The following is an 18,872-nucleotide window of genomic DNA, read 5'->3' as shown; positions in this document are numbered from 1 at the left end:
ATGGTGAATATAACTCATAACCATTCGTGGACATTGCGAAGAAGGAGGCAAAAAGCGTGGATCAACCATTGGAGGTATTCGTTACGGTGGTAGAGAAGGGGAATTTTACCCGTGCGGCGGAGGAGCTGCTGATGACACAGCCCGCGGTAAGCCAATATATCCAAGCGCTCGAGCGGTCTGTGGGCACCAAGCTGCTGGAGCGAACCAATAAATATGTCCGGCTAACCAAAGCCGGAGAGATCGTATACCATCATGCGAAGGACATTCTGGGCCTGTACACCCGCATGAACACGCTTGTGGACGATTTGATGCATCGGGCGAGCGGCAATCTGTCCATTGGCTCAAGCTATACCTTCGGGGAATATATGCTGCCGCATTTGATCGCTTATATGAGGGAACATTATCCCTTGATCCGCCCATCGATTATGATCGGGAACACCACGGAAGTGGCGGAGATGATACTGCGCCATGAGGCGGATATCGGCATTGTGGAGGGAGATTATCAGGATGATAAGCTGCATATCGAGGCCTTTGCCGAGGATGAGATGCTGGTGATGGTTCCCCGGGACGGGCGGTATGATCATCTGCAGGAGCTATCGCTCTCCGAGCTTGCGCATGAGACCTGGATTGTCAGGGAAGCCGGATCGGGCACCCGCGAGGCAACGGAGCGGATGTTCTCACGGTATCATATTCGCCCTCAGCATATCGTGGAGTTCGGAAGCACCCAGCTGATCAAGGAATCCGTGGAGGCAGGCCTTGGCGTCACGCTGCTGTCGCGATGGGCGGTGCGCAAGGAGGTGCAACTCGGAACGCTGCATATGCTGGTACCGAATGGCAGACCGGTGGCACGGCAGTTCTCATGGATTACACAAAAAACACCTTATCATACCAAGGCCGTAGAGGTGTTTCTCGAGCTTTTGCATCATAAACGCGGTTTCCCCAAGGGGGTCTAAAGGAAGAGAATGACCCGGTGCAAGAGCATCCCCGTTAAGGGGATGTTTTTTTGTTCGGACATGATTACATACGCCATAATTGGTTAAAAATAGATACTAAAATCATAGATGAACAAACATGTAACGAATGATGTGAAAATCGGACGTAAGGAGGGTTAAACGATGAGAACATTTAATACAATAGCTTTGCTGTTATTGATTGTTGGAGGCATTAACTGGCTTCTGGTCGGCCTGTTTCAATACGACCTGGTAGCTGCATTGTTTGGTGGACAGAGCTCCATCGGCTCCCGCATCATCTATACGATTGTCGGTCTGTGTGCATTGTACTCGATCCGCTTCTTTGGTGATGTTACGAATGACGACCGAAATACAGCCAGATAGGTTACATTTAATCACATAAAAATGACATAGTTTTCGAGAAATATCCATATCCTCATAGATAAAAAAAGCCTTTCCGTGTTCAGGAATGGCTTTTTTTCTGTCCGAAATCCAAGATTGTCAGTGAATTGTAATCCTCATGTCAGGTGCAAGATCAACATATACAGTATGAAATTTCCAGTGTTTATGAGGCTTTGCATGCTCTATAGTTAAAGATAAAAACGACATATTTACGGGATTTGGAAGGAACTCATAGAATAAAGCCAAGCCATTGCAGCGCAGCAATCGGAAGTTAATGGCATGATAGGAAACATAACGTGATATCTGTCGGCATCCTCCGTGTTGCGTAAACAATGAAATGAAAAGGACTCCTTCACCATTAGGAAAGAGTCCGAACGAATAGCGACATAAAGACACCTGGAGGGGAGTGAAACTGTTACAACTAGGCGGTCCCCACTCTGTTTTATGAGTGGAATGCCTTATACATGGCATCCAGCAGGCTGTGTGTCGCATCACAGCTGTATTCCCAGAACATAATACCAGCCAAGCCTTGATCCTGTACGTATTTGCATTTATGAGTCAGAGATTCAGCATCATCGTAAGTAATGAAGCTGCTGCCATCGAATAAATAAGGCGCTTTGGCTTCGTCGTCCCAGTACCGCTTATAGGAAGGATTGCTAAAATACTCGGCAGCGAGCTGGGTATAGGTCGGACCATAACCACCGGAGGATGGAGCGATCTGGAGGTAGCCGTTGTTCACATCCGGCACATCCTTCCACTTTCTGGAGTAAAATGCGGCCCCGATCACGATTTTCTCATGTGGCACGCCGGCAAGCGTGAACAGGCGGACGGAGGCATCGACGCTGATTCGGAACAGATCGCCAGTTGAGGTGTACAGGTTGGCGTGATGGCCCGTCAGCGTCTGGAATCCGCCGCGCATGTCGTACGTCATCAGCTGAATGAAGTCGAGATAGGGGTGAATGTCACGGATATCGGTGCCATCTATATAATATTGATCGGCCCCGGCTGCGATCGTGAGCAGATAGTGTGTCTCGTCCCGCCCGTACTGATCCAATGTTTCCCGAAGCTCCTTCAGCAGCATCGTGAAGTTCTTCTTGTCATTTGGCGATGCGGTCGTTCCTGCGATCGAGTAGCATGGATACTCCCAGTCCAGATCAATGCCGTCGAATGGAAACTCTTGCAGCAGCTTGATTGCCGATTCGCACGCGCTTTGTCTCCCTGCGGACGTTGCTGCCGCTCTCGAGAATCCGTCGGAGCCCCAGCCGCCAACGGACAGCAGGACGATTAATTCGGGATTGACGGCTTTCAGGCGATGGATCTCGTGGATGGTGTTCGTATCGGTATACGTAATCTTGTCTTCTCGGATATGGGCGAAAGCGATATTCAAGTGAGTGAGCCGCTTGGCATCTTCGGTCGTGACCTCGGATAAGACCTTGCGCCCTGCGTAGCCGGCTAAAATCCAGGAGGATGGCTGCATGCGTAATCCCTCATTTCTTTTAGAATATGTCAGTTTTGCTTTTGCGGTTTATTTTTCCAACTTACGGTCAGATATGACATCTGTCAAGGCTCATCCCATTGGCCTGAATGACAATTTATCGGAGGAGAAGGGGTCAAAAACCACATGTTTTCCTGCTTGAAAACGACAATGACAGAAGTGGGTGGGACGTGAAAAGCCCGTCATACCAGCACATTAGGCTATTTTGAACAGACAATAGAAATGACATATTTACGGATCATGCGGCAGTCCATACACTTGGGATGTAAGCGTTAACAATTCTGAAGCGGGCAAGCCGCACGCTAAGGATGTGTGGTCAGGAAGGCTCTTTCTTTTACATTGAACAGGGGTGCTTTTCCGAAAAAACATGGCCGGATTTTCATTAGAAAAGGAGGGGGCAACCTATGCAGCAAGATGGTCAATCCGCCCTGACACAAAGCGTATCGGTTAACACGATGCCGAATCGTAAGAAAAATACATTATGGAGGAGGATGATTCGAAACTGGGAGCTGTATTTGTTTATCGCTCCGGCATTTCTGTATTTTGTCATTTTCCATTATGGGCCGATGTACGGGATCCAAATCGCCTTCAAAAACTTCATCCCGACGTTGGGAATAACGGGAAGCCCGTGGGTCGGATTCGACCATTTCGAACGCTTCTTTAACTCTTATTACTTCTGGGACTTGCTCTGGAATACCTTGAGCATCAGCTTGTATGAGCTGGCCATCGGGTTTCCGCTGCCCATCATTCTGGCATTGGCCTTCAATGAAGTGAAGGATTCATTCTTTAAGCGTACGGTACAGACCGTCACGTATGCGCCACATTTTATTTCAGTCGTTGTTATGTCCGGTATGATCATTACGTTCTTGTCGCCTTCGTCCGGCATGATCGTAAATTTTGTGGAAATGCTGGGCTTTCAGCCGCCGCAGTTCCTGACAGATCCCGCTTGGTTTAAGACTGTGTACGTGCTGTCGGGCGTCTGGCAGAGCGCGGGCTGGGGTACCATTATCTATCTGGCCGCTTTGTCGGGTGTCGATCCGCAGCTGCATGAGGCTGCCGTCGTGGACGGTGCGAGCCGATTCAAACGCATCCTGCATATTAACATTCCGGCGATTGTACCAACGATCACCATTCTGTTGATCCTGAACATGGGCAGCATTTTGGGCGTCGGATTCGAGAAAATCCTGCTCTTGCAGAACCCGCTGAATATGAGCTCTTCCGATGTCATCTCGACTTTTGTTTATCGCTCCGGTCTGGTTGACGCACAGTACAGCTTCTCTACCGCCGTCGGATTGTTCAATTCGGTCATTAATGCGATTCTGCTGATTGCGGTGAACCAAATCGCTCGTCGCACCAGCGAAAACAGCCTGTGGTAGAAGGGGGAATAACATATGTCATCCACGGTAAGGGAAAGCAAAGGGGATAAATTATTCCTGCTATGCAACTACATCTATCTGACGATTGCACTGATCATCGTGCTGTACCCGCTGCTGTACATTGTCAGCGCCTCTATCAGTGATCCGAAGTACGTAAGTTCAGGTGAAATGTGGCTGATTCCGAAAGGGATAACTTTTGATGGATATGCCCGGGTGTTTGAGAATGCCAACATTTGGATTGGCTACAAGAACACGATTATTTATACAGTGATAGGTACGATCGTGAATCTGATTGTCACGCTGCCTGCAGCCTATGCGCTAAGCCGCTCAGATTTTGTGGGCAGAGGATTTTTTATGGCGGTGTTCCTGGTTACGATGTTTTTCGGCGGGGGACTGATTCCGAGTTACCTGCTCGTGAAAGATCTTGGCATGGTCAACAGCATGTGGGCTCTTATTCTGCCGGGAGCTGCGTCCATATGGAATATAATTGTGTCCCGGACGTTCTTCCAATCGACCATTCCGAAGGAGCTTCAGGAAGCGGCCCATATCGACGGCTGTACGAACTTCCGGTTATTCATCAAAATCGTATTGCCGCTCTCGATGCCGATTATTGCCGTCATGGCACTTTTCTACGGCGTCGGACATTGGAACAGTTACTTCAGTGCCATGATTTATCTGAATGATGCCGCGAAGTACCCGCTTCAGCTCTTCCTGCGTCAAATCCTGGTACTTCAGGAGATGGCGGCACAGGGCGGCGGGGCGATTGACGCCTCATCCGCAGCAGCGATGAATTCCAAAGCGGAAATTGCCGCACTGGTCAAATATGCGGTCATTATCGTTGCGACACTTCCGGTTATTGCTGTTTATCCGTTCCTTCAACGTTATTTTGTGCAGGGTGTTATGATTGGTTCCGTTAAGGGCTGATCTTAAACCATACAATCCACACCAAAAAAGGGGAGTTGTTGTCATGAAAAAGCTTCGCAAGGCATCATCTATTTTACTCTGCCTCACCCTCTCAGCAACAATGCTTGCAGCCTGTGGTTCACCTAAAGGAGATGGCGCTGCTACAGCACCGTCCGGGACAGCCAGCACGGAAGGGGTAAAGAAGGAAGGTTTCCCGATTGTGGATGAGCCGATCACGCTGACGGTCATGTCACAGGATGCCGGTGTAGCCGATTGGAATACGATGCCCGTACTACAAGAGATGGAGAAATTGTCAGGCATCAAGCTGGAATATCAGCTTTCTCCGATTGACAGCTTTGAAACAAAGAAAAATCTGGTGTTTGCGAGCGGCGATTTGCCCGATATGTTCTATGCGGCGGATCTGAAGCCGGCTGAGCAGGTAACTTACGGCAGCCAAGGCATCCTCATTCCGCTGGAGAAGTACATTGACGAAGGTTATGCACCGAACATCAAAAAGATATTGGATGAGAACCCGGATGTCCGCAAATCCTTCACGACCCCGGACGGACATATGTATGCCCTGCCGTTCGTCGACAAGGCTGCTGTATGGTACAGAGGCCCGATGTGGTATAACGGCAAATTCTTAAAAGCGCTCAACGTGTCCGAGCCTAAGACTACTGAGGAATTATATACATTCTTGAAACGCGTCAAGGAAGAAGATCCTAACGGAAATGGAAAGAAAGACGAGATTCCGCTGACTTCCGTCAAGCTGGATGACCTGCGCATGTACTTCTTCGGCTTCTGGGGCATGTACAACGAAGGCATCTATTCCGACAAGGATGGGAAAGTACACTACCCTTACCAGGAAGAAGGCTACAAAGGCTATCTGACGTTCATGAACCGTCTGTGGAAGGAAGAACTGCTGGATCATGAAACCTTCTCGCAAACAGGCGATCAGAAAAAAGCCAAGGGAGAAAACAATCAGCTGGCTCTGTTTAACGACTACCATGCGTACTTCACGCTTGGCGGCGAGCCTAGCAGCGAGCATCCGCTCATGACGCCGGTGAAGAGTGAAATCGCCGACTCTCCGGTATACGGCATGCATCCTGGTATGTCGGCAAGAGGCACATTCGCCATTTCGAGCAGCAACCCGGCTCCGGAAGCGACCATGCGCTGGATCGATTACCTGTACAGCTATGAAGGCGCTACGCTGTTTAACCAAGGACCGGAAGGCACCCTATGGAAATTCAAGGATGAGGCTAACCGCGTGAAAGAATGGCTCCCAGTGCCAGGCGGCGGTGATCGTGAGGAGTATCGCGGCAAAATCACGCCGAACTACGGTATTTTGACACCTGGCGTCAATGATCCGGATGTTGCGAAAGGTCTTCGCACCGAATTCGATGAGTGGATCGATCAGCAGAACCAAGAGAAGCTGGTGCCGATCGGCAAATCGCCATTCCCTAACGTTTATTTGACGAATGAAGAGCAGAGCGAGGCAACTGCGCTGTTGTCCGATTTGGAAACGTACGTGAAACAGATGGAAGCCAAATTCGTAACAGGCCAAGAGCCGCTTGAGAATTGGGATAAATACGTCGCACAAGTCAAGAAAATGGGCAGCGACCGTCTCATCGAGCTTTACCAAGGCGCGTATGATCGCTGGAACGCCGAGCAATAATCAGATGCATATATGAAAAACAAAGAGCCAACGTATCCCGGTCGCTTCATGACCGGGGGTTGGCTATTGTTTTTAAGGGGCAGGCGAAGCCCGTTCCAATGATCTTCAAAAATATCGTTATCAACAAATGACTATTGGAGGTACACCATGTCGGAGAACAAGCTGGTTGAGGAAGAGCAAGCGGTAGTGGAGCAGGGCGTGCACAATTTCAGCAGTGAGGACAAATGGGTCAAGCCGGAGGATCCGCTGCTTCTGGAACGCTTGGAATGGTTCAAGGACCAGAAGCTGGGCTTGATGATGCACTGGGGGCCGTATTCCCAGTTGGGCCTTGTTGAATCTTGGGCGCTGAGCGATAAAGACGCGGACTGGTCGCGAGACGGCATTGACTGGGACATCGATGCGGAGGAGCTTAAGCGGCAGTATTTTGATCTGAACAAGACCTTCAACCCGCTTCGCTTTCAGCCTGATCTGTGGGCTGACCTGGCAGCCGATAACGGCTTCAAATATTTGAACTTTACTACCAAGCACCATGACGGATTCTGCATGTGGGATACGCATACGACCGATTACCGTGTTACGGGACCGGAATGTCCGTTCCATAGGCATAAACACGCCGATATTACGAAGGAGCTGTTCGATGCATTCCGTGCCAAGGGGCTCGGCATCTCCGCCTATTTCTCCAAGGCTGATTGGCATACCCCGTACTACTGGGCGCCGGGAATGGAAGCGGGGAGCTTCACTTCTCGCGGCCCTAGCTACGATCCGAAGAAATATCCTTGGCTGTGGGAACAGTTTGTCCAGTTTACCCATGAGCAGATCATGGAGCTGATGACCCGTTACGGCCGTATCGATGTGCTGTGGCTGGATGCAGGCTGGGTGAACGATTACCGGGATCAGAATATCCGATTGGGCGAAGTGGTAGAGAAGGCGCGTGAGATTCAGCCTTGGCTTCTCTCGGCGGACCGCACGGTCGGCGGGCCTTACGAGAATCTGATCACGCCGGAGCAGACCCTTCCTGAGCGTGCCCTTCATGTGCCTTGGGAGAGCTGCATCACGATGGGAACTTCCTTCTCCTTCCGCTACGAGGATCGTTACAAAACGGTGCGTCAGCTCATTCACCTGCTGGCCGAGATCGTGGCCAAAGGCGGAAATCTAGCGCTCAATGTGGGCCCGCAGCCGGACGGAAGGCTGCCCGAGACGGCCATTTCACGAATGAAGGGCATGGGAGAGTGGCTGAAAGTCTATGGGGAGGCCATCTATGGGACCCGTGTCTGTGAGCCGTATTCCTCCGGCGCGGTCCAGTTTACCCAAAAAGGCGATACCACCTACGCCATTTATCTGTATCGAAATGAGCAAGAAGCCGTTCCTGAGGAGCTGCACATTCCGATTCAGACGGCGTTCAGCCGCATAGATCTGGTCGGGGGTCAGGAGGCGCTGGATTATCGCCGCACGGACGATGGCGTCGCGGTCCGACTTCCGGATCAGGAGCGTCAGGGGCTGGCGCCGATCGCGCATGTATTGCGGTTTCGTTAAGAGGCGGGTTATATAAAGTGTGTGTTCAAAAAGGTCGATTTTCAGCACCGAGAAGGTTGGATGAAGCTAGGGGGTGAGGAGCGGAGCGTACGTTTTGGGTACGTGAGCACCGGAAGGCCCGGCTGAATTCAAGATTCGATGCCGAGTTGCTTCCTGATTCGCTTCGTGATCAAAAGCGGACTTTTTGAACAACCTCATAAACGTATTTTTCACGTACAAGGACTTAAGAAGAGGTGTGGACAGACATGCAGAAATGGTTCGAAGAAGCCAAGCTGGGCATCTTCATTCACTATGGCATCTATGCCGTGGACGGAGTCTCGGAATCTTGGTCCTTCTATAACGGGAGGATCACGTACGACGAGTACATGAAGCAGCTGGACGGTTTTACGGCATCGAAATTCAATGCGGAGAAATGGGCGGATTTGATCGAGAAATCCGGCGCCCGGTATGCCGTGCTGACAACGAAGCACCATGATGGCGTTGCGCTGTGGGATACGCAGTACAGCGATCTTAACGTGGTCAAGCGGACGCCGGCCAATCGGGATATCGTGCGGGAGTATGCGGAAGCGATCAGGGAGAAGGGTATTCACCTAGGCATGTACTTCTCTCTAATCGATTGGTCGCATCCGGATTATCCAAGCGTGTTTGAAGGAGGCCGGGTACCGGAGGATCTCAGCAGCGTCAACCCGCACACCAGTCCCGTGGACGGTGTTCAGGATCAGGAGAAGTGGCAGAAATTCCTGGAGTTTAATAACAACCAGCTGCGGGAGATCCTGACGAATTACGGGAAGGTGGATCTGCTGTGGTTCGATGGCGACTGGGAACGGAGTGCCGAGCAGTGGAATCTGCCGGAGTTCAAGCATTACCTGCAATCCTTTAATCCGGATATCATCATCAACTCACGTCTGCAGGGCCACGGTGATTACAAAACGCCGGAGCAGGGCATTCCGATCACGAGACCGGAGGGGCCTTGGGAATTCTGCACAACGATCAACAGTTCGTGGGGTTATGTGCCGACCGATCATAAATACAAATCATTGAACCAGATCATTCGGATGTTCTGCGACTGCATCTCGATGGGCGGCAATATGCTGCTGGATATCGGTCCGCGCGAGGACGGCACCATCGATCCAAGGCAGGAGGACATTCTGCTTGGGCTGGGCGCGTGGATCCGGACCCATGAGGAGGTCGTATTCGGAACGGGCGAAGGCATTATGACCCGCTATTATCTGGGGGGAAGCACGATTTCCGAGGACAGAAAGACATTGTACCTGTTTGTCTATGACGATCCGAAAGAAAATGTGTGCATCAAGGGGCTGTGCAACCCGATCAAGAAAATTACCGTGCTGCATTCGGGCAAGGAGCTTACCCACGAGATCCATGGGGGCGTGCCTTGGTTCAATATCCCGGGGACGACGTGGATTAAGATGACTCCTGAAGACGCGCATGAGCAGGTGACGGTTCTTAAGCTGGAGTTTGACGAAGAGCTGGAGATGTACGGCGGCTCGGGAGCCGTTGTCACGCATAACTAACCATCACGGGGAGGGACGCGCTTAATAGGTGCCAAGCCTCCCTCATGAAGCGGAGAGAATGACATGAACAGAAGTGGTGTGCCGGAGCCAAGGATTGAGTATGCTCCCAAGCATTATATATGCAAGCGTGCGGGGCAGCCGCTCGTGCTGGACGGCCGCGTGGATAAGGCGTTCTGGGATGCGGCGGAGTGGACCGATGATTTCGTAGATATCGAGGGGGATCTAAGGCCGAAGCCGGCCAAGCGGACCCGGGTCAAAATGCTGTGGGACGACGAGTATTTCTATTTTGCCGCGGAGCTGATCGAGGATCAGATATGGGCGACGCTGACGGAACGCGATTCGGTTATTTTCTATGATAATGACTTTGAAATATTCATTGATCCGGACGGAGACAGCCATCAATATTATGAATTCGAGATCAATGCGTTGAACACGGTGTGGGACTTGCTGCTCGTGAAACCGTACCGGGATGGCGGACCTCCGGTCAACGGCTGGGACATCAGCGGTCTTAAGACGGCGGTGTTTATCGACGGGGAGCTGAACCGACCGGGCGCCGATAACCGGAAATGGAGCGTGGAGGTGGCAATTCCTTGGGCTAGTCTCAAGGAATGTGCCGAAGGCGGCCGCCGTCCTGCACCAGGTGAGTTCTGGCGCGTCAACTTCTCGCGCGTGGAATGGCAGACCGAGATACAAGACGGCGAATATCGCAAGGTGCTGAATCCGGAGACAGGCAAGCCTTATCCGGAGGACAATTGGGTATGGTCGCCTATGGGCATCATCAATATGCATTACCCGGAGCTGTGGGGTTACGTCGTATTCGCCGATGGCGAGGAACGCCAGCCGTTTGCGCTTCCGGAAGACGAACGGATCAAGTGGGAGCTGCGGAGACTCTATTACCGGCAGCGAAATTATTATGAAGCCCAGGGTGAATTTACGAAGGATGCACAGCAGCTCATGGGCGAGGATTCATGGAGCATCCAGCCTGTGATTGAAACGACCCGCAGCCTGTTCCAGATTAGCGCCCCTTCGTCGGACGGCACGGCTCTAATCTGCATTCGGGAAGACGGAAAGCTATGGAAGGAGTGAGATTAAGGATGACCAGCCAAACCGCGGTGTTCTCGCTGGATTCGCAGACACAAGAGCGGATCAAGCAAAAGTTCCGGGAGAAGGTAGTCTTTGCGGAAGCCCGCAAAGATCAGCTGTTTCATGTTTTTGAGCAGGAGCTGACCGAAGAAGAAACTTGGGCTCTGAAATATTTGTTTGCCTACATGCCGGTGAACGACATGGCCGACTATGATGGGGAATTGTTCTTGAGTCATGTGCGTCAAGCATTGGACATCCGTAAGCGCGTGCCTTGGGGCGAGCGTGTGCCGGATCATTTGTTCCTGCACTTTGTGCTTCCTTACCGGGTCAATACGGAGAATATTGAGGATTTCCGCGGTATTCTCTACAACGAACTGGCCGAACGGACGGCGAAGTTATCGATGGCGGATGCCATTCTGGAAACCAATTATTGGTGTCATGAGAAGGCGACCTATATCGGCAGCGATCTGCGGACGATTTCGCCGCTGACGATGATCCGGAACGCACGCGGACGCTGCGGCGAGGAGTCCACGCTGGCGGTGGCCGCGCTTCGAAGCATCGGGATCCCCGCGCGTCAGGTTTATACGCCGCGCTGGGCACATTGCGACAGCAACCATGCCTGGGTGGAAGCATGGGCGGACGGCCAGTGGTATTACATCGGGGCATGCGAACCGGAGGCCCGTCTGAATCAAGGCTGGTTCAGTCCGCCGGCCCGCAGGGCGATGCTGATCAATACGCGAATTTTTGCCGATTATCCCGGACCGGAGGATATTACCCTCAATGAAAAGGGATTTACAGAGATTAATTTACTGGAGAACTATGCGCCGGCCCGCACCCTTTACGTCAGCGTGAAGGATAAGCAGGGAGAGCCCGTATCCGGCGCAAGCGTTCGATTTGAGCTGTATAATATGGCTGAATTTTACCCGATTGCCGAAATCAAGACCGATGAGGAAGGGAAGGCTTCCTTTAAAACCGGTTATGGCGACCTCTTGGTTCGCGCGGTCAGCGGCGGCAAATGGAGTGAAATCCTGTTCAAGACTCAGGACGGCGAACATATCGAATTTGTGCTTGATTCATCCGAACAGCCGTCAGGGATTGTGGATTTCGATATGGTTCCTCCGCCGGAGGGAGAAGGAGATGCCGCGTCGGCGCTGCCGGAAGAGAAGATCCGGGCTCATAACCGTCGTCTGGAGGAAGGGACGAAGGTCCGGACCGAATATGAGGGTACATTCCTGAGCGAAGAAGAGGCATTCACGCTGGCTCAGTCACTAGGACTGCCTCCGGAGCGGGTATGGGACGTTCTTCAAAAAGCCAGGGGCAACAGCAGGGAAATCGCCGCATTCCTGGAGGAGCGTACCGGCGATTATGGCGAGTGGCCGCTGCGGCTTCTGGAGTCGCTGAACGAAAAGGATTTGATTGATACCTTCCGGCAGACGCTGGATGATCATCTGATGGGTGCGCTCGCTCAGCGTGGAGAGTGGGATGAGGATACCTTCGTGAAGTACATTCTGTGTCCGCGGGTTTCTTATGAAATGCTGGTTCCGTATCGACGCGTATTCGGCGATGCCTTTACGGCTGCAGAAGCAGCGGCATTCAGGAAGGATCCTTCTGCGCTTGCCGGACGTTTGGAGAAGGGTTATGCATATGCAGACGATCTTCCTAACCTGAAGGGTAAGGGGAATCCGGCAGGCACATACAGTCTCATGAAGGGAGACGAGCAGTCGCTGGACATCCTGTTTGTGGCGGTATGCCGCAGTCTGGGGATTCCTGCCCGACTGCATCCGAGCGAGCAGAAGCCGCAGTACTTATGTGCTGGAGGCTGGGAAGATGCAATCTTCCGTCTGAACTCGTCGCGGAATCAGGAGAGCTCAAGCTGGGGGATGCTGCAGCTCCTCAGGGATCCGAAAGGCTCGCAGGACACGCCGGCTGCATCCTATGCCGAGAACTTTACTTTCGCCCGCCTGGAAGACGGCGTGTACAAAACGCTCGTGTATCCTTATGGCAGCACCGATGTTTACGATGAGCCATATGAGGTTGAACCGGGTTCGTACCGCCTAACGTCGGGCATCCGGCTGAAGGACGGAACGGTAAGAGTGCGCTTCACGTACTTTACCGTGCGTGCCGGAGACACCGCGCGCGTGGCGCTGACCTATCGTGAGACGGCGGTTGACATTCCGGTGCTGGGCACACTGTCTCCGGGCAGTACGCTTACCCGATTGGACGGAACGGGAGCCAATCTTAAAGATCTTCTGGGATCCGAAGGTGCTCTTGCTGCCTGGATCGAACCGGAGCGGGAGCCGACCAAGCATCTTCTCCGCGAGCTCAGCGAGCTGGCCGAGCCGCTGGATAAGCTGGGCCTGCCGATTGTGCTGATAATCGGGAATGCGGAGTGGACGGCTTCCTTTGATCCGGCAAGCTATCCGAAGCTGCCGGCCCGCACCGTTTTTGTACGGGATTCCAGTTATGCTTCCTTGTCGGGCTTCATCCCGAATCCAGCAGCCCATGAAGCCGGTTATCCTCATCTGTTCGTCCTGGACAGTGAGGATCAAATCCGTTATTCGGCTTCCGGATATAAGATCGGCACCGGGAAGGAAGCCCTGCAGATTGCGACCGCGATATTACAACCCTAGAAGGGATCGGAGTGAAGAGTAATGACGAAGTATATTGTGGCGGGTTACGCCGTCGATTCGGTTCTTCCCGATATGACGCAAGAGGATTTGCTGAAGTTGACGCATCTGAACGTAGCCTTCGGTCATGTAAAAAATGATGAGATCACCACCGAGCATTTGAAGAACGGCGAAGTTGTCCGGAACATCAAACGGGATCACCCGAATCTTACGGTGCTTCTGTCGGTTGGCGGCTGGAGCGCCGGTGGTTTCTCAGAAGCCGCCTCAACCGAAGGCGGAAGGGCGCGAATGGCCGCATCCGCCGTACGGGTGCTGGAGGAATATCCTTTTGACGGGATCGATCTGGACTGGGAGTATCCTTGTTACGGTGAGGCCGGCATAGGGTCGAGTCCTGACGATAAACGGAATTTCACCCTGCTGCTGAAGACGATCCGGGAGGCGCTGGATGCCAAGGGCTCCCGGGATGGCCGTCATTATCTGCTCACGATAGCGGCAGGGGCTGACCAGTACTATGTAGACGGTACGGAGATGGCTGAGGTGCAGCAGTACCTCGATTTCATCCAGCTGATGACCTATGATATGCGCGGCGGGTTTCAGGTTCTGACCGGACATCATACGAATCTGTACACGCCAACCGGTGATCTGTTCCGAATCAGCACGGATGCTTCCGTGAACCTGTTTGTTCGCGCCGGTGTTCCGAAGGAGAAGATCGTCATCGGTGCCGCATTCTATTCCCGTGTATGGAACGAGGTTCCGGACCGGAACCACGGCCTTCACCAAATGGCCGGCAGCACGGGCGGTTATGGGCCGGCCTTCGCCGAGCTGGCTGCGGATTACATCAACAAGAACGGCTACATTCGTTATTGGGATGAGGAAGCCTGTGCACCGTACCTCTTTAATGGCTCCAGCCTGATTTCATATGACGATGAGGAATCGATTCAGTGCAAATGCGATTATGTGAAGGAACAAGGCTTGGCTGGGATCATGTTCTGGGAATACGGGTGTGATTCGACCCATCGCCTGTTGGGTGCTATGCATCAAGGACTTCAAGACAATTTAGCCGGTAAATAGGAATAGTGACGGGTCCCTGTGGATCTGATGACTCGGATATGAGTTTAAAACATACGAAAACCTCCCCTGAACAGTGCCGCTCAGGGGAGGTTTCTATTTATGCGGCGGAACCGCTACCGGATGCACACTTCTTAGCCATTGTCCGAAACCGTTATCCGATATACTCCTTCAGGCCAATCGTCCAAATCGGTTTACCCGATGTACTCCTCGTCGTCGTCATCCGTGGAAACGGCGGCGCTGTCGGGGCTATGCATTTTGCGGTATTGACCGGGCGTGTATCCCGTCTCTTTCTTGAATTTGCGGATGAAGTTCGGCGTGTCCAGGTAACCGACCCGGGTGATGATATCCTTTAATGGATCGGTGGTGTGCAGCAGCAGTCGGATCACCTCGTCCATCCGTTTCTGCCAGATGTACTGGGTGAAGTTCATGCCGATCTTCTCCTTGAAGGAACGGCTGAAATACGATGAAGAGATGGAGAATTTAGACGAGATCGTACCCAGACTGAGGTCATAATCCGTAAAATTGGCGTCGATATAAGCGACGATTTCGTCCATCAGGGAGCTTTCTTCCGTCTCGCTCTTCGCCTCGACATGGGCGCAGATTTCAGCGGCAAGGCCTGCCAGCTTCTTCTCCAAATCCTCCAGCGAGTCATAGGAAGTGACACGCGGCAGCTGATTGACCACATGATGGATGCCAAGCTCCGAGGCCGTCTTCAGCATCGTATTCAGAATATCGAAGCAGATGCAGCGCAGCAGCGGTACGGACGGCATTTCCGTCTTCAGGTTATTCAATGCGGTGGATACCATCTGAACCGCCACGTCGTAACTGCCCTGTTTCAAGCTCTGAACCAGCTTCAGCAGCACATCCTTAGGGACCCAGAAGGATGAATCCTGTGCGCCGGAACCGGAAAGCGCGTTAAAGAAGGTGCTGCTGCCCTGTCCGTGCAGCATGGATGCCTCCAAAGCGGTTGATGCTTCAATGAAGGATTGATTCAGCTGCTCCGGATAACTGTAGCGGTTGCCTACCCCGATCGCAGGAGAGACGCCTGTGTGCTCTGCCGCCATCGATTGCAGGGCAAGGGCGATCGGCTCCATACGGGCGTTAAGGCTCGCTTCATGCCCGGTTTCCGCATCGAATCCTACAATGAGGGCCAGCTGATCGGGCTGTGGAAGCTCCACTCCAAAGGCATAGGCGGAGAAGGCCGGCAGGTCCACATCGTTCATTAACTGCATCACGGGCCGCCGCTCCGGATTGTCGCCAATGGGAAGGGCGTGCGACTCCCACCCCATGGTCACGACAAAATAATGGGACCGGCTGAAGCGAATGCCCAGCTTCTCGGTGAATTCGAAGGGGAATTCACCGGTATGGCCATGCTTCAGCAGCATGAGCAGAATATGATTCCGCGCATAGGGCTCTTGGAGATCGACGCGCTGGCTGTAGTCGTGCAGCGTTTTCTTGATCCATTCCAGTTCGTTGCTGGATGTGGACGGTTCCGGGTCATTCTTCAACCGGATGAACTCCATTAAGTCTGAAATCGGATGGTATTGTCTGCGGGCCAGCATAATAGCAAGAATGGTGCCCATCACCACCACGAAGGAGAATACCAGAATTACAAAGGTACGAATATGAACGATGCGGCTGAAAAATTGATTGCTTGGCATCGCGGTGACATAAGTCCAGCCCGCATCGGATTTGACGGATACAACCGAATGCGGCTCTTGGTTCAAGGAAAGGCTGTGCGTTCCGGGCTCAAGCGCGAACAGTGCGCTGACTTCCTGCTCGGTAATGGTTTCGCCTTGGTAGTTGGCGGCCAGCACTTGCCCGTAGTTATCGAATATATAAGTCATCCCATGGTAGTCGCTGAGGATGGAGTCGATCAATCCGGTCAGATTGGATTCATGAATCAGGTACATGACGGTTCCATGGGCGGGCGTATTGTTAGGTGCGATCGGCACAAGGTAGGCCAGCATGGAATTTTGGATTTTGGTTCCCTGAACCACTTGCTCCGCCGGACGCATGGTCGGAATCGGGACGGAGTTTAAATCGCGGACCATCTCCGTTTCGTTCCAGCTGTTGAATTTGTAGCGGTCGGTGAAGACGTTCAGATTCTCAAAGCCCTGTGACGAATAAATGCTGTTATCCCCGCGGAAGAACAGGAACAGCTCATCAATGATGGAACTGGTGGCTTTGTATTTGACCAAGGCCCCGATAGATTCGCGGCTGTAATAGGGATGGTGAGTCCAATAACGGGTCAACTGCTCATCGTAGGCGATTCGAAAGGCAATGTCCTGCAGTTCTTTCATGCGCTCATCGATGACCGTTTTAGCCTGGGTCAATTGATTGACGTTGGTCTGCTCGATCTCGGAACGGAGTGTATTCACGGCATTGTGATAAATAATAATAGTTAATATAACAAGAGGTATCAGAAAAATGGAGATGTAGGACAGTGTGTATTTAAGCAGAAGCTTGGACTTGAAGTGATTCCATTTCATATCTGCAACCTCCCGTTTTTAGATTATAGAATGATAAGATTTGAAACTGAACAAATTCTATAATCGCAAGAAAAACTTCCTCTAATCGCAGTCTGTATTGTGTAAAGTCCGTTAATAGACGTGTTTCTTTAAGATATCAGAAGTCTTAAACTTAGAGCATGGCCTGCCTGATATCACAAGAAAAACAACATCTAAACGCGGTCTGTCTTCTCTAGAATGAAAGTCGATAGTCGTTTTTTCTTGTAGAAACTGGTAGCGCTATCATAAATGACGGCGAAGTGATGGCCCAAATGCCAAACCGTTAGATGTGTCTACTAAAAATACTAGGAGAACTCGACTAATAAATCAATGGATCATTTCTAAAAATAAGTGGAATCATGCCAAAAGTCTCAGCTCAGGGATTGATGTAACGAGCCCATGGATGCAGATGAATAGGAGAGGCAAAGGATGGAGCCAAGGGATTTCGGTAGATGATTCGAATGTAATTATTCATAACATATATATGACAAATTATACTCAATATGGAAGATATCCTAGGATATAATACATAATCGTCGTGATATATAAGATGAATTCTTTACTATAAAGTAAAACTATAGCAATGTATCCAAGGTGTCAATCCATTTTTACTAGATACCTCATAATTGGCGTCACATTATCTAACGTGACGAATATAAAAGAGAACCCGTGACTGACAACCTGCTTGCTTAGGTTGTCAGTCACGGGTTCTTCAAGGTTCCGTCCTGCATCGGGGGAAACGGACGTGTATTAGGTTGCGCTGCCCTCTGCTTGAGAGAGCTGCAGCTGCTTGCGATAGATGAATCTGGAGATCGAAACGCTGATTTCGTACAGCAGGAACAGCGGGACGATCACGATCAAATCGGACATGATATCCGGCGGCGTAATAGTGACGGCCACGATGCAGAGCAGGAAGTAGGCTGATTTGCGCATCTTGGCCAGCCGATGCGGATTCACGATGCCGAGCTTCGTCAGAAAAACGACGATGGCGGGCATTTCGAACAGGAATCCGAATGGAACGGTCATATGAATCATGAACGTGAAGTATTTTTGCGCGGTGTACATCGTTTGGAATGCCCCTTCGGCCATACGCTGCATGAACTCCAGCACCATCGGGAACAGCACGAAGTATCCAAAGCAGATGCCGGCAATGAATAACACGCTGATCACGGGAATGAGCAGTACGGCCGAGCGGTGAGTCCCATCCGGCAGCGCCGGCTGCACGAACCGCCATATTTGATAAGCGGCAATGGGAAGTGTGACGGTGACGGCCACAACGCCCGCAATGATCATATACACCCACATGACTTCGGAGGGACCGAGCAGAACGAGCTGCTTGTCCATACCTCGTACCAGCCAGTGATAGATCTTCTCGACGTAGATGAAGGCAGCCACCATTGCGACGAGAAACGCAATCAGCGTGCGGATCAGGCGCTTCCGCATTTCTTCCAGATGCTCGATCGCGCTCTGGTCGTTCGGATTAGCTGTTCTGCTTATTGACCGCTGCAGCAGGTTGCGGAGCATCGTCTTTTTTTCCATTCTCGTCGTCTCCGTTCATCAAGCCACGGGTTGCGCCCTTGAATTCGCTTAAGGTCCGCCCGAATGCGCGACCGAGCTCAGGAAGCTTGGATGGACCGAATATGATGAGTGCGATAATCAAGATAAGAATTAAACCGCCAATTCCGATATTGCCAAACGGCATGATCCTCGCTCCT

At 51.8% G+C, this 18,872-nt stretch carries 14 protein-coding genes; 10 read left to right on the top strand and 4 right to left on the bottom strand.

All coding sequences use genetic code 11. The features are described from left to right. Positions 1 to 56 precede the first annotated feature (56 nt). Positions 57 to 953 (top strand): LysR family transcriptional regulator, encoded by an 897-nt coding sequence (locus BJP58_RS18225; RefSeq protein ID WP_194540040.1) that lies wholly within the window; start codon positions 57 to 59, stop codon positions 951 to 953. A 162-nt stretch (positions 954 to 1,115) separates the two neighbouring features. Then, the gene (locus tag BJP58_RS18220; RefSeq protein ID WP_071218753.1) at positions 1,116 to 1,334 is read left to right on the top strand and encodes a DUF378 domain-containing protein; all 219 of its coding nucleotides are present in this window, start codon (positions 1,116 to 1,118) and stop codon (positions 1,332 to 1,334) included. A gap of 460 nt (positions 1,335 to 1,794) precedes the next feature. On the opposite strand, the gene BJP58_RS18215 is transcribed toward BJP58_RS18220, so the two are convergent. Next, positions 1,795 to 2,829, bottom strand: coding sequence for a glycoside hydrolase family 18 protein (locus BJP58_RS18215; RefSeq protein WP_194540039.1), 1,035 nt, complete (start codon positions 2,827 to 2,829; stop codon positions 1,795 to 1,797). Between the two features lie 422 nt (positions 2,830 to 3,251). Here BJP58_RS18215 and BJP58_RS18210 point away from each other — a divergent pair, with 422 nt between their 5' ends. The 8 genes from BJP58_RS18210 to BJP58_RS18175 all read left to right on the top strand — a co-directional run bounded on the left by BJP58_RS18210 (position 3,252) and on the right by BJP58_RS18175 (position 14,647). After that, entirely contained in the window at positions 3,252 to 4,223 is a 972-nt protein-coding gene (locus tag BJP58_RS18210) for an ABC transporter permease (protein ID WP_113057797.1), read from the top strand. A gap of 15 nt (positions 4,224 to 4,238) precedes the next feature. Further along, positions 4,239 to 5,147 carry a carbohydrate ABC transporter permease gene (locus tag BJP58_RS18205; protein ID WP_071218756.1) on the top strand — a complete coding sequence of 303 codons (909 nt, stop codon included), beginning with the start codon at positions 4,239 to 4,241 and terminating at the stop codon, positions 5,145 to 5,147. 43 nt (positions 5,148 to 5,190) lie between these two features. Next, positions 5,191 to 6,801 (top strand): extracellular solute-binding protein, encoded by a 1,611-nt coding sequence (locus BJP58_RS18200; RefSeq protein WP_194540038.1) that lies wholly within the window; start codon positions 5,191 to 5,193, stop codon positions 6,799 to 6,801. Positions 6,802 to 6,948: 147 nt separating this feature from the next. Further along, positions 6,949 to 8,334, top strand: coding sequence for an alpha-L-fucosidase (locus tag BJP58_RS18195; protein ID WP_194540037.1), 1,386 nt, complete (start codon positions 6,949 to 6,951; stop codon positions 8,332 to 8,334). Between the two features lie 245 nt (positions 8,335 to 8,579). After that, positions 8,580 to 9,866, top strand: a complete 1,287-nt coding sequence (locus tag BJP58_RS18190; RefSeq protein WP_194540036.1) for an alpha-L-fucosidase — start codon at positions 8,580 to 8,582, stop codon at positions 9,864 to 9,866. A gap of 63 nt (positions 9,867 to 9,929) precedes the next feature. Then, on the top strand, positions 9,930 to 10,952 hold the full coding sequence (locus tag BJP58_RS18185) for a carbohydrate-binding family 9-like protein (RefSeq protein WP_194540035.1): 1,023 nt from the start codon (positions 9,930 to 9,932) through the stop codon (positions 10,950 to 10,952). Positions 10,953 to 10,960: 8 nt separating this feature from the next. Continuing rightward, complete coding sequence (locus BJP58_RS18180) at positions 10,961 to 13,579, top strand: transglutaminase domain-containing protein (RefSeq protein ID WP_194540034.1); 2,619 nt, start codon at positions 10,961 to 10,963, stop codon at positions 13,577 to 13,579. Between the two features lie 21 nt (positions 13,580 to 13,600). Then, positions 13,601 to 14,647 (top strand): glycoside hydrolase family 18 protein, encoded by a 1,047-nt coding sequence (locus BJP58_RS18175; protein WP_194540033.1) that lies wholly within the window; start codon positions 13,601 to 13,603, stop codon positions 14,645 to 14,647. 191 nt (positions 14,648 to 14,838) lie between these two features. Here BJP58_RS18175 and BJP58_RS18170 read toward each other — a convergent pair whose 3' ends face one another. The 3 genes from BJP58_RS18170 to tatA all read right to left on the bottom strand — a co-directional run bounded on the left by BJP58_RS18170 (position 14,839) and on the right by tatA (position 18,859). Beyond that, positions 14,839 to 17,139, bottom strand: coding sequence for a helix-turn-helix domain-containing protein (locus tag BJP58_RS18170; protein WP_194540032.1), 2,301 nt, complete (start codon positions 17,137 to 17,139; stop codon positions 14,839 to 14,841). A gap of 768 nt (positions 17,140 to 17,907) precedes the next feature. Next, positions 17,908 to 18,681 carry a twin-arginine translocase subunit TatC gene (tatC, locus tag BJP58_RS18165; RefSeq protein WP_194544978.1) on the bottom strand — a complete coding sequence of 258 codons (774 nt, stop codon included), beginning with the start codon at positions 18,679 to 18,681 and terminating at the stop codon, positions 17,908 to 17,910. After that, a complete protein-coding gene (tatA, locus tag BJP58_RS18160) occupies positions 18,638 to 18,859 on the bottom strand; it encodes a twin-arginine translocase TatA/TatE family subunit (protein WP_071218765.1) in 222 nt (73 codons plus the stop codon). Before tatA ends, tatC begins: the two co-directional genes overlap by 44 nt. Positions 18,860 to 18,872 lie beyond the last annotated feature (13 nt).

The organism is Paenibacillus sp. JZ16, from assembly GCF_015326965.1.
GTDB lineage: Bacteria > Bacillota > Bacilli > Paenibacillales > Paenibacillaceae > Paenibacillus_AQ.
The sequence above is the reverse complement of the archived record's forward strand: the minus strand, read 5'-3'. Positions and strand labels throughout refer to the sequence as shown.

What these genes read in the sequence shown, in the direction of transcription:
- BJP58_RS18220 (WP_071218753.1), top strand. Translation starts at nt 1,116, where the DNA reads ATGAGAACATTTAATACAATAGCTTTGCTGTTATTGATTGTTGGAGGC.
- BJP58_RS18215 (WP_194540039.1), bottom strand. Translation starts at nt 2,829, where the DNA reads ATGCAGCCATCCTCCTGGATTTTAGCCGGCTACGCAGGGCGCAAGGTC.
- BJP58_RS18210 (WP_113057797.1), top strand. Translation starts at nt 3,252, where the DNA reads ATGCAGCAAGATGGTCAATCCGCCCTGACACAAAGCGTATCGGTTAAC.
- BJP58_RS18205 (WP_071218756.1), top strand. Translation starts at nt 4,239, where the DNA reads ATGTCATCCACGGTAAGGGAAAGCAAAGGGGATAAATTATTCCTGCTA.
- BJP58_RS18200 (WP_194540038.1), top strand. Translation starts at nt 5,191, where the DNA reads ATGAAAAAGCTTCGCAAGGCATCATCTATTTTACTCTGCCTCACCCTC.
- BJP58_RS18195 (WP_194540037.1), top strand. Translation starts at nt 6,949, where the DNA reads ATGTCGGAGAACAAGCTGGTTGAGGAAGAGCAAGCGGTAGTGGAGCAG.
- BJP58_RS18190 (WP_194540036.1), top strand. Translation starts at nt 8,580, where the DNA reads ATGCAGAAATGGTTCGAAGAAGCCAAGCTGGGCATCTTCATTCACTAT.
- BJP58_RS18185 (WP_194540035.1), top strand. Translation starts at nt 9,930, where the DNA reads ATGAACAGAAGTGGTGTGCCGGAGCCAAGGATTGAGTATGCTCCCAAG.
- BJP58_RS18180 (WP_194540034.1), top strand. Translation starts at nt 10,961, where the DNA reads ATGACCAGCCAAACCGCGGTGTTCTCGCTGGATTCGCAGACACAAGAG.
- BJP58_RS18175 (WP_194540033.1), top strand. Translation starts at nt 13,601, where the DNA reads ATGACGAAGTATATTGTGGCGGGTTACGCCGTCGATTCGGTTCTTCCC.
- BJP58_RS18170 (WP_194540032.1), bottom strand. Translation starts at nt 17,139, where the DNA reads ATGAAATGGAATCACTTCAAGTCCAAGCTTCTGCTTAAATACACACTG.
- tatC (WP_194544978.1), bottom strand. Translation starts at nt 18,681, where the DNA reads ATGCTCCGCAACCTGCTGCAGCGGTCAATAAGCAGAACAGCTAATCCG.
- tatA (WP_071218765.1), bottom strand. Translation starts at nt 18,859, where the DNA reads ATGCCGTTTGGCAATATCGGAATTGGCGGTTTAATTCTTATCTTGATT.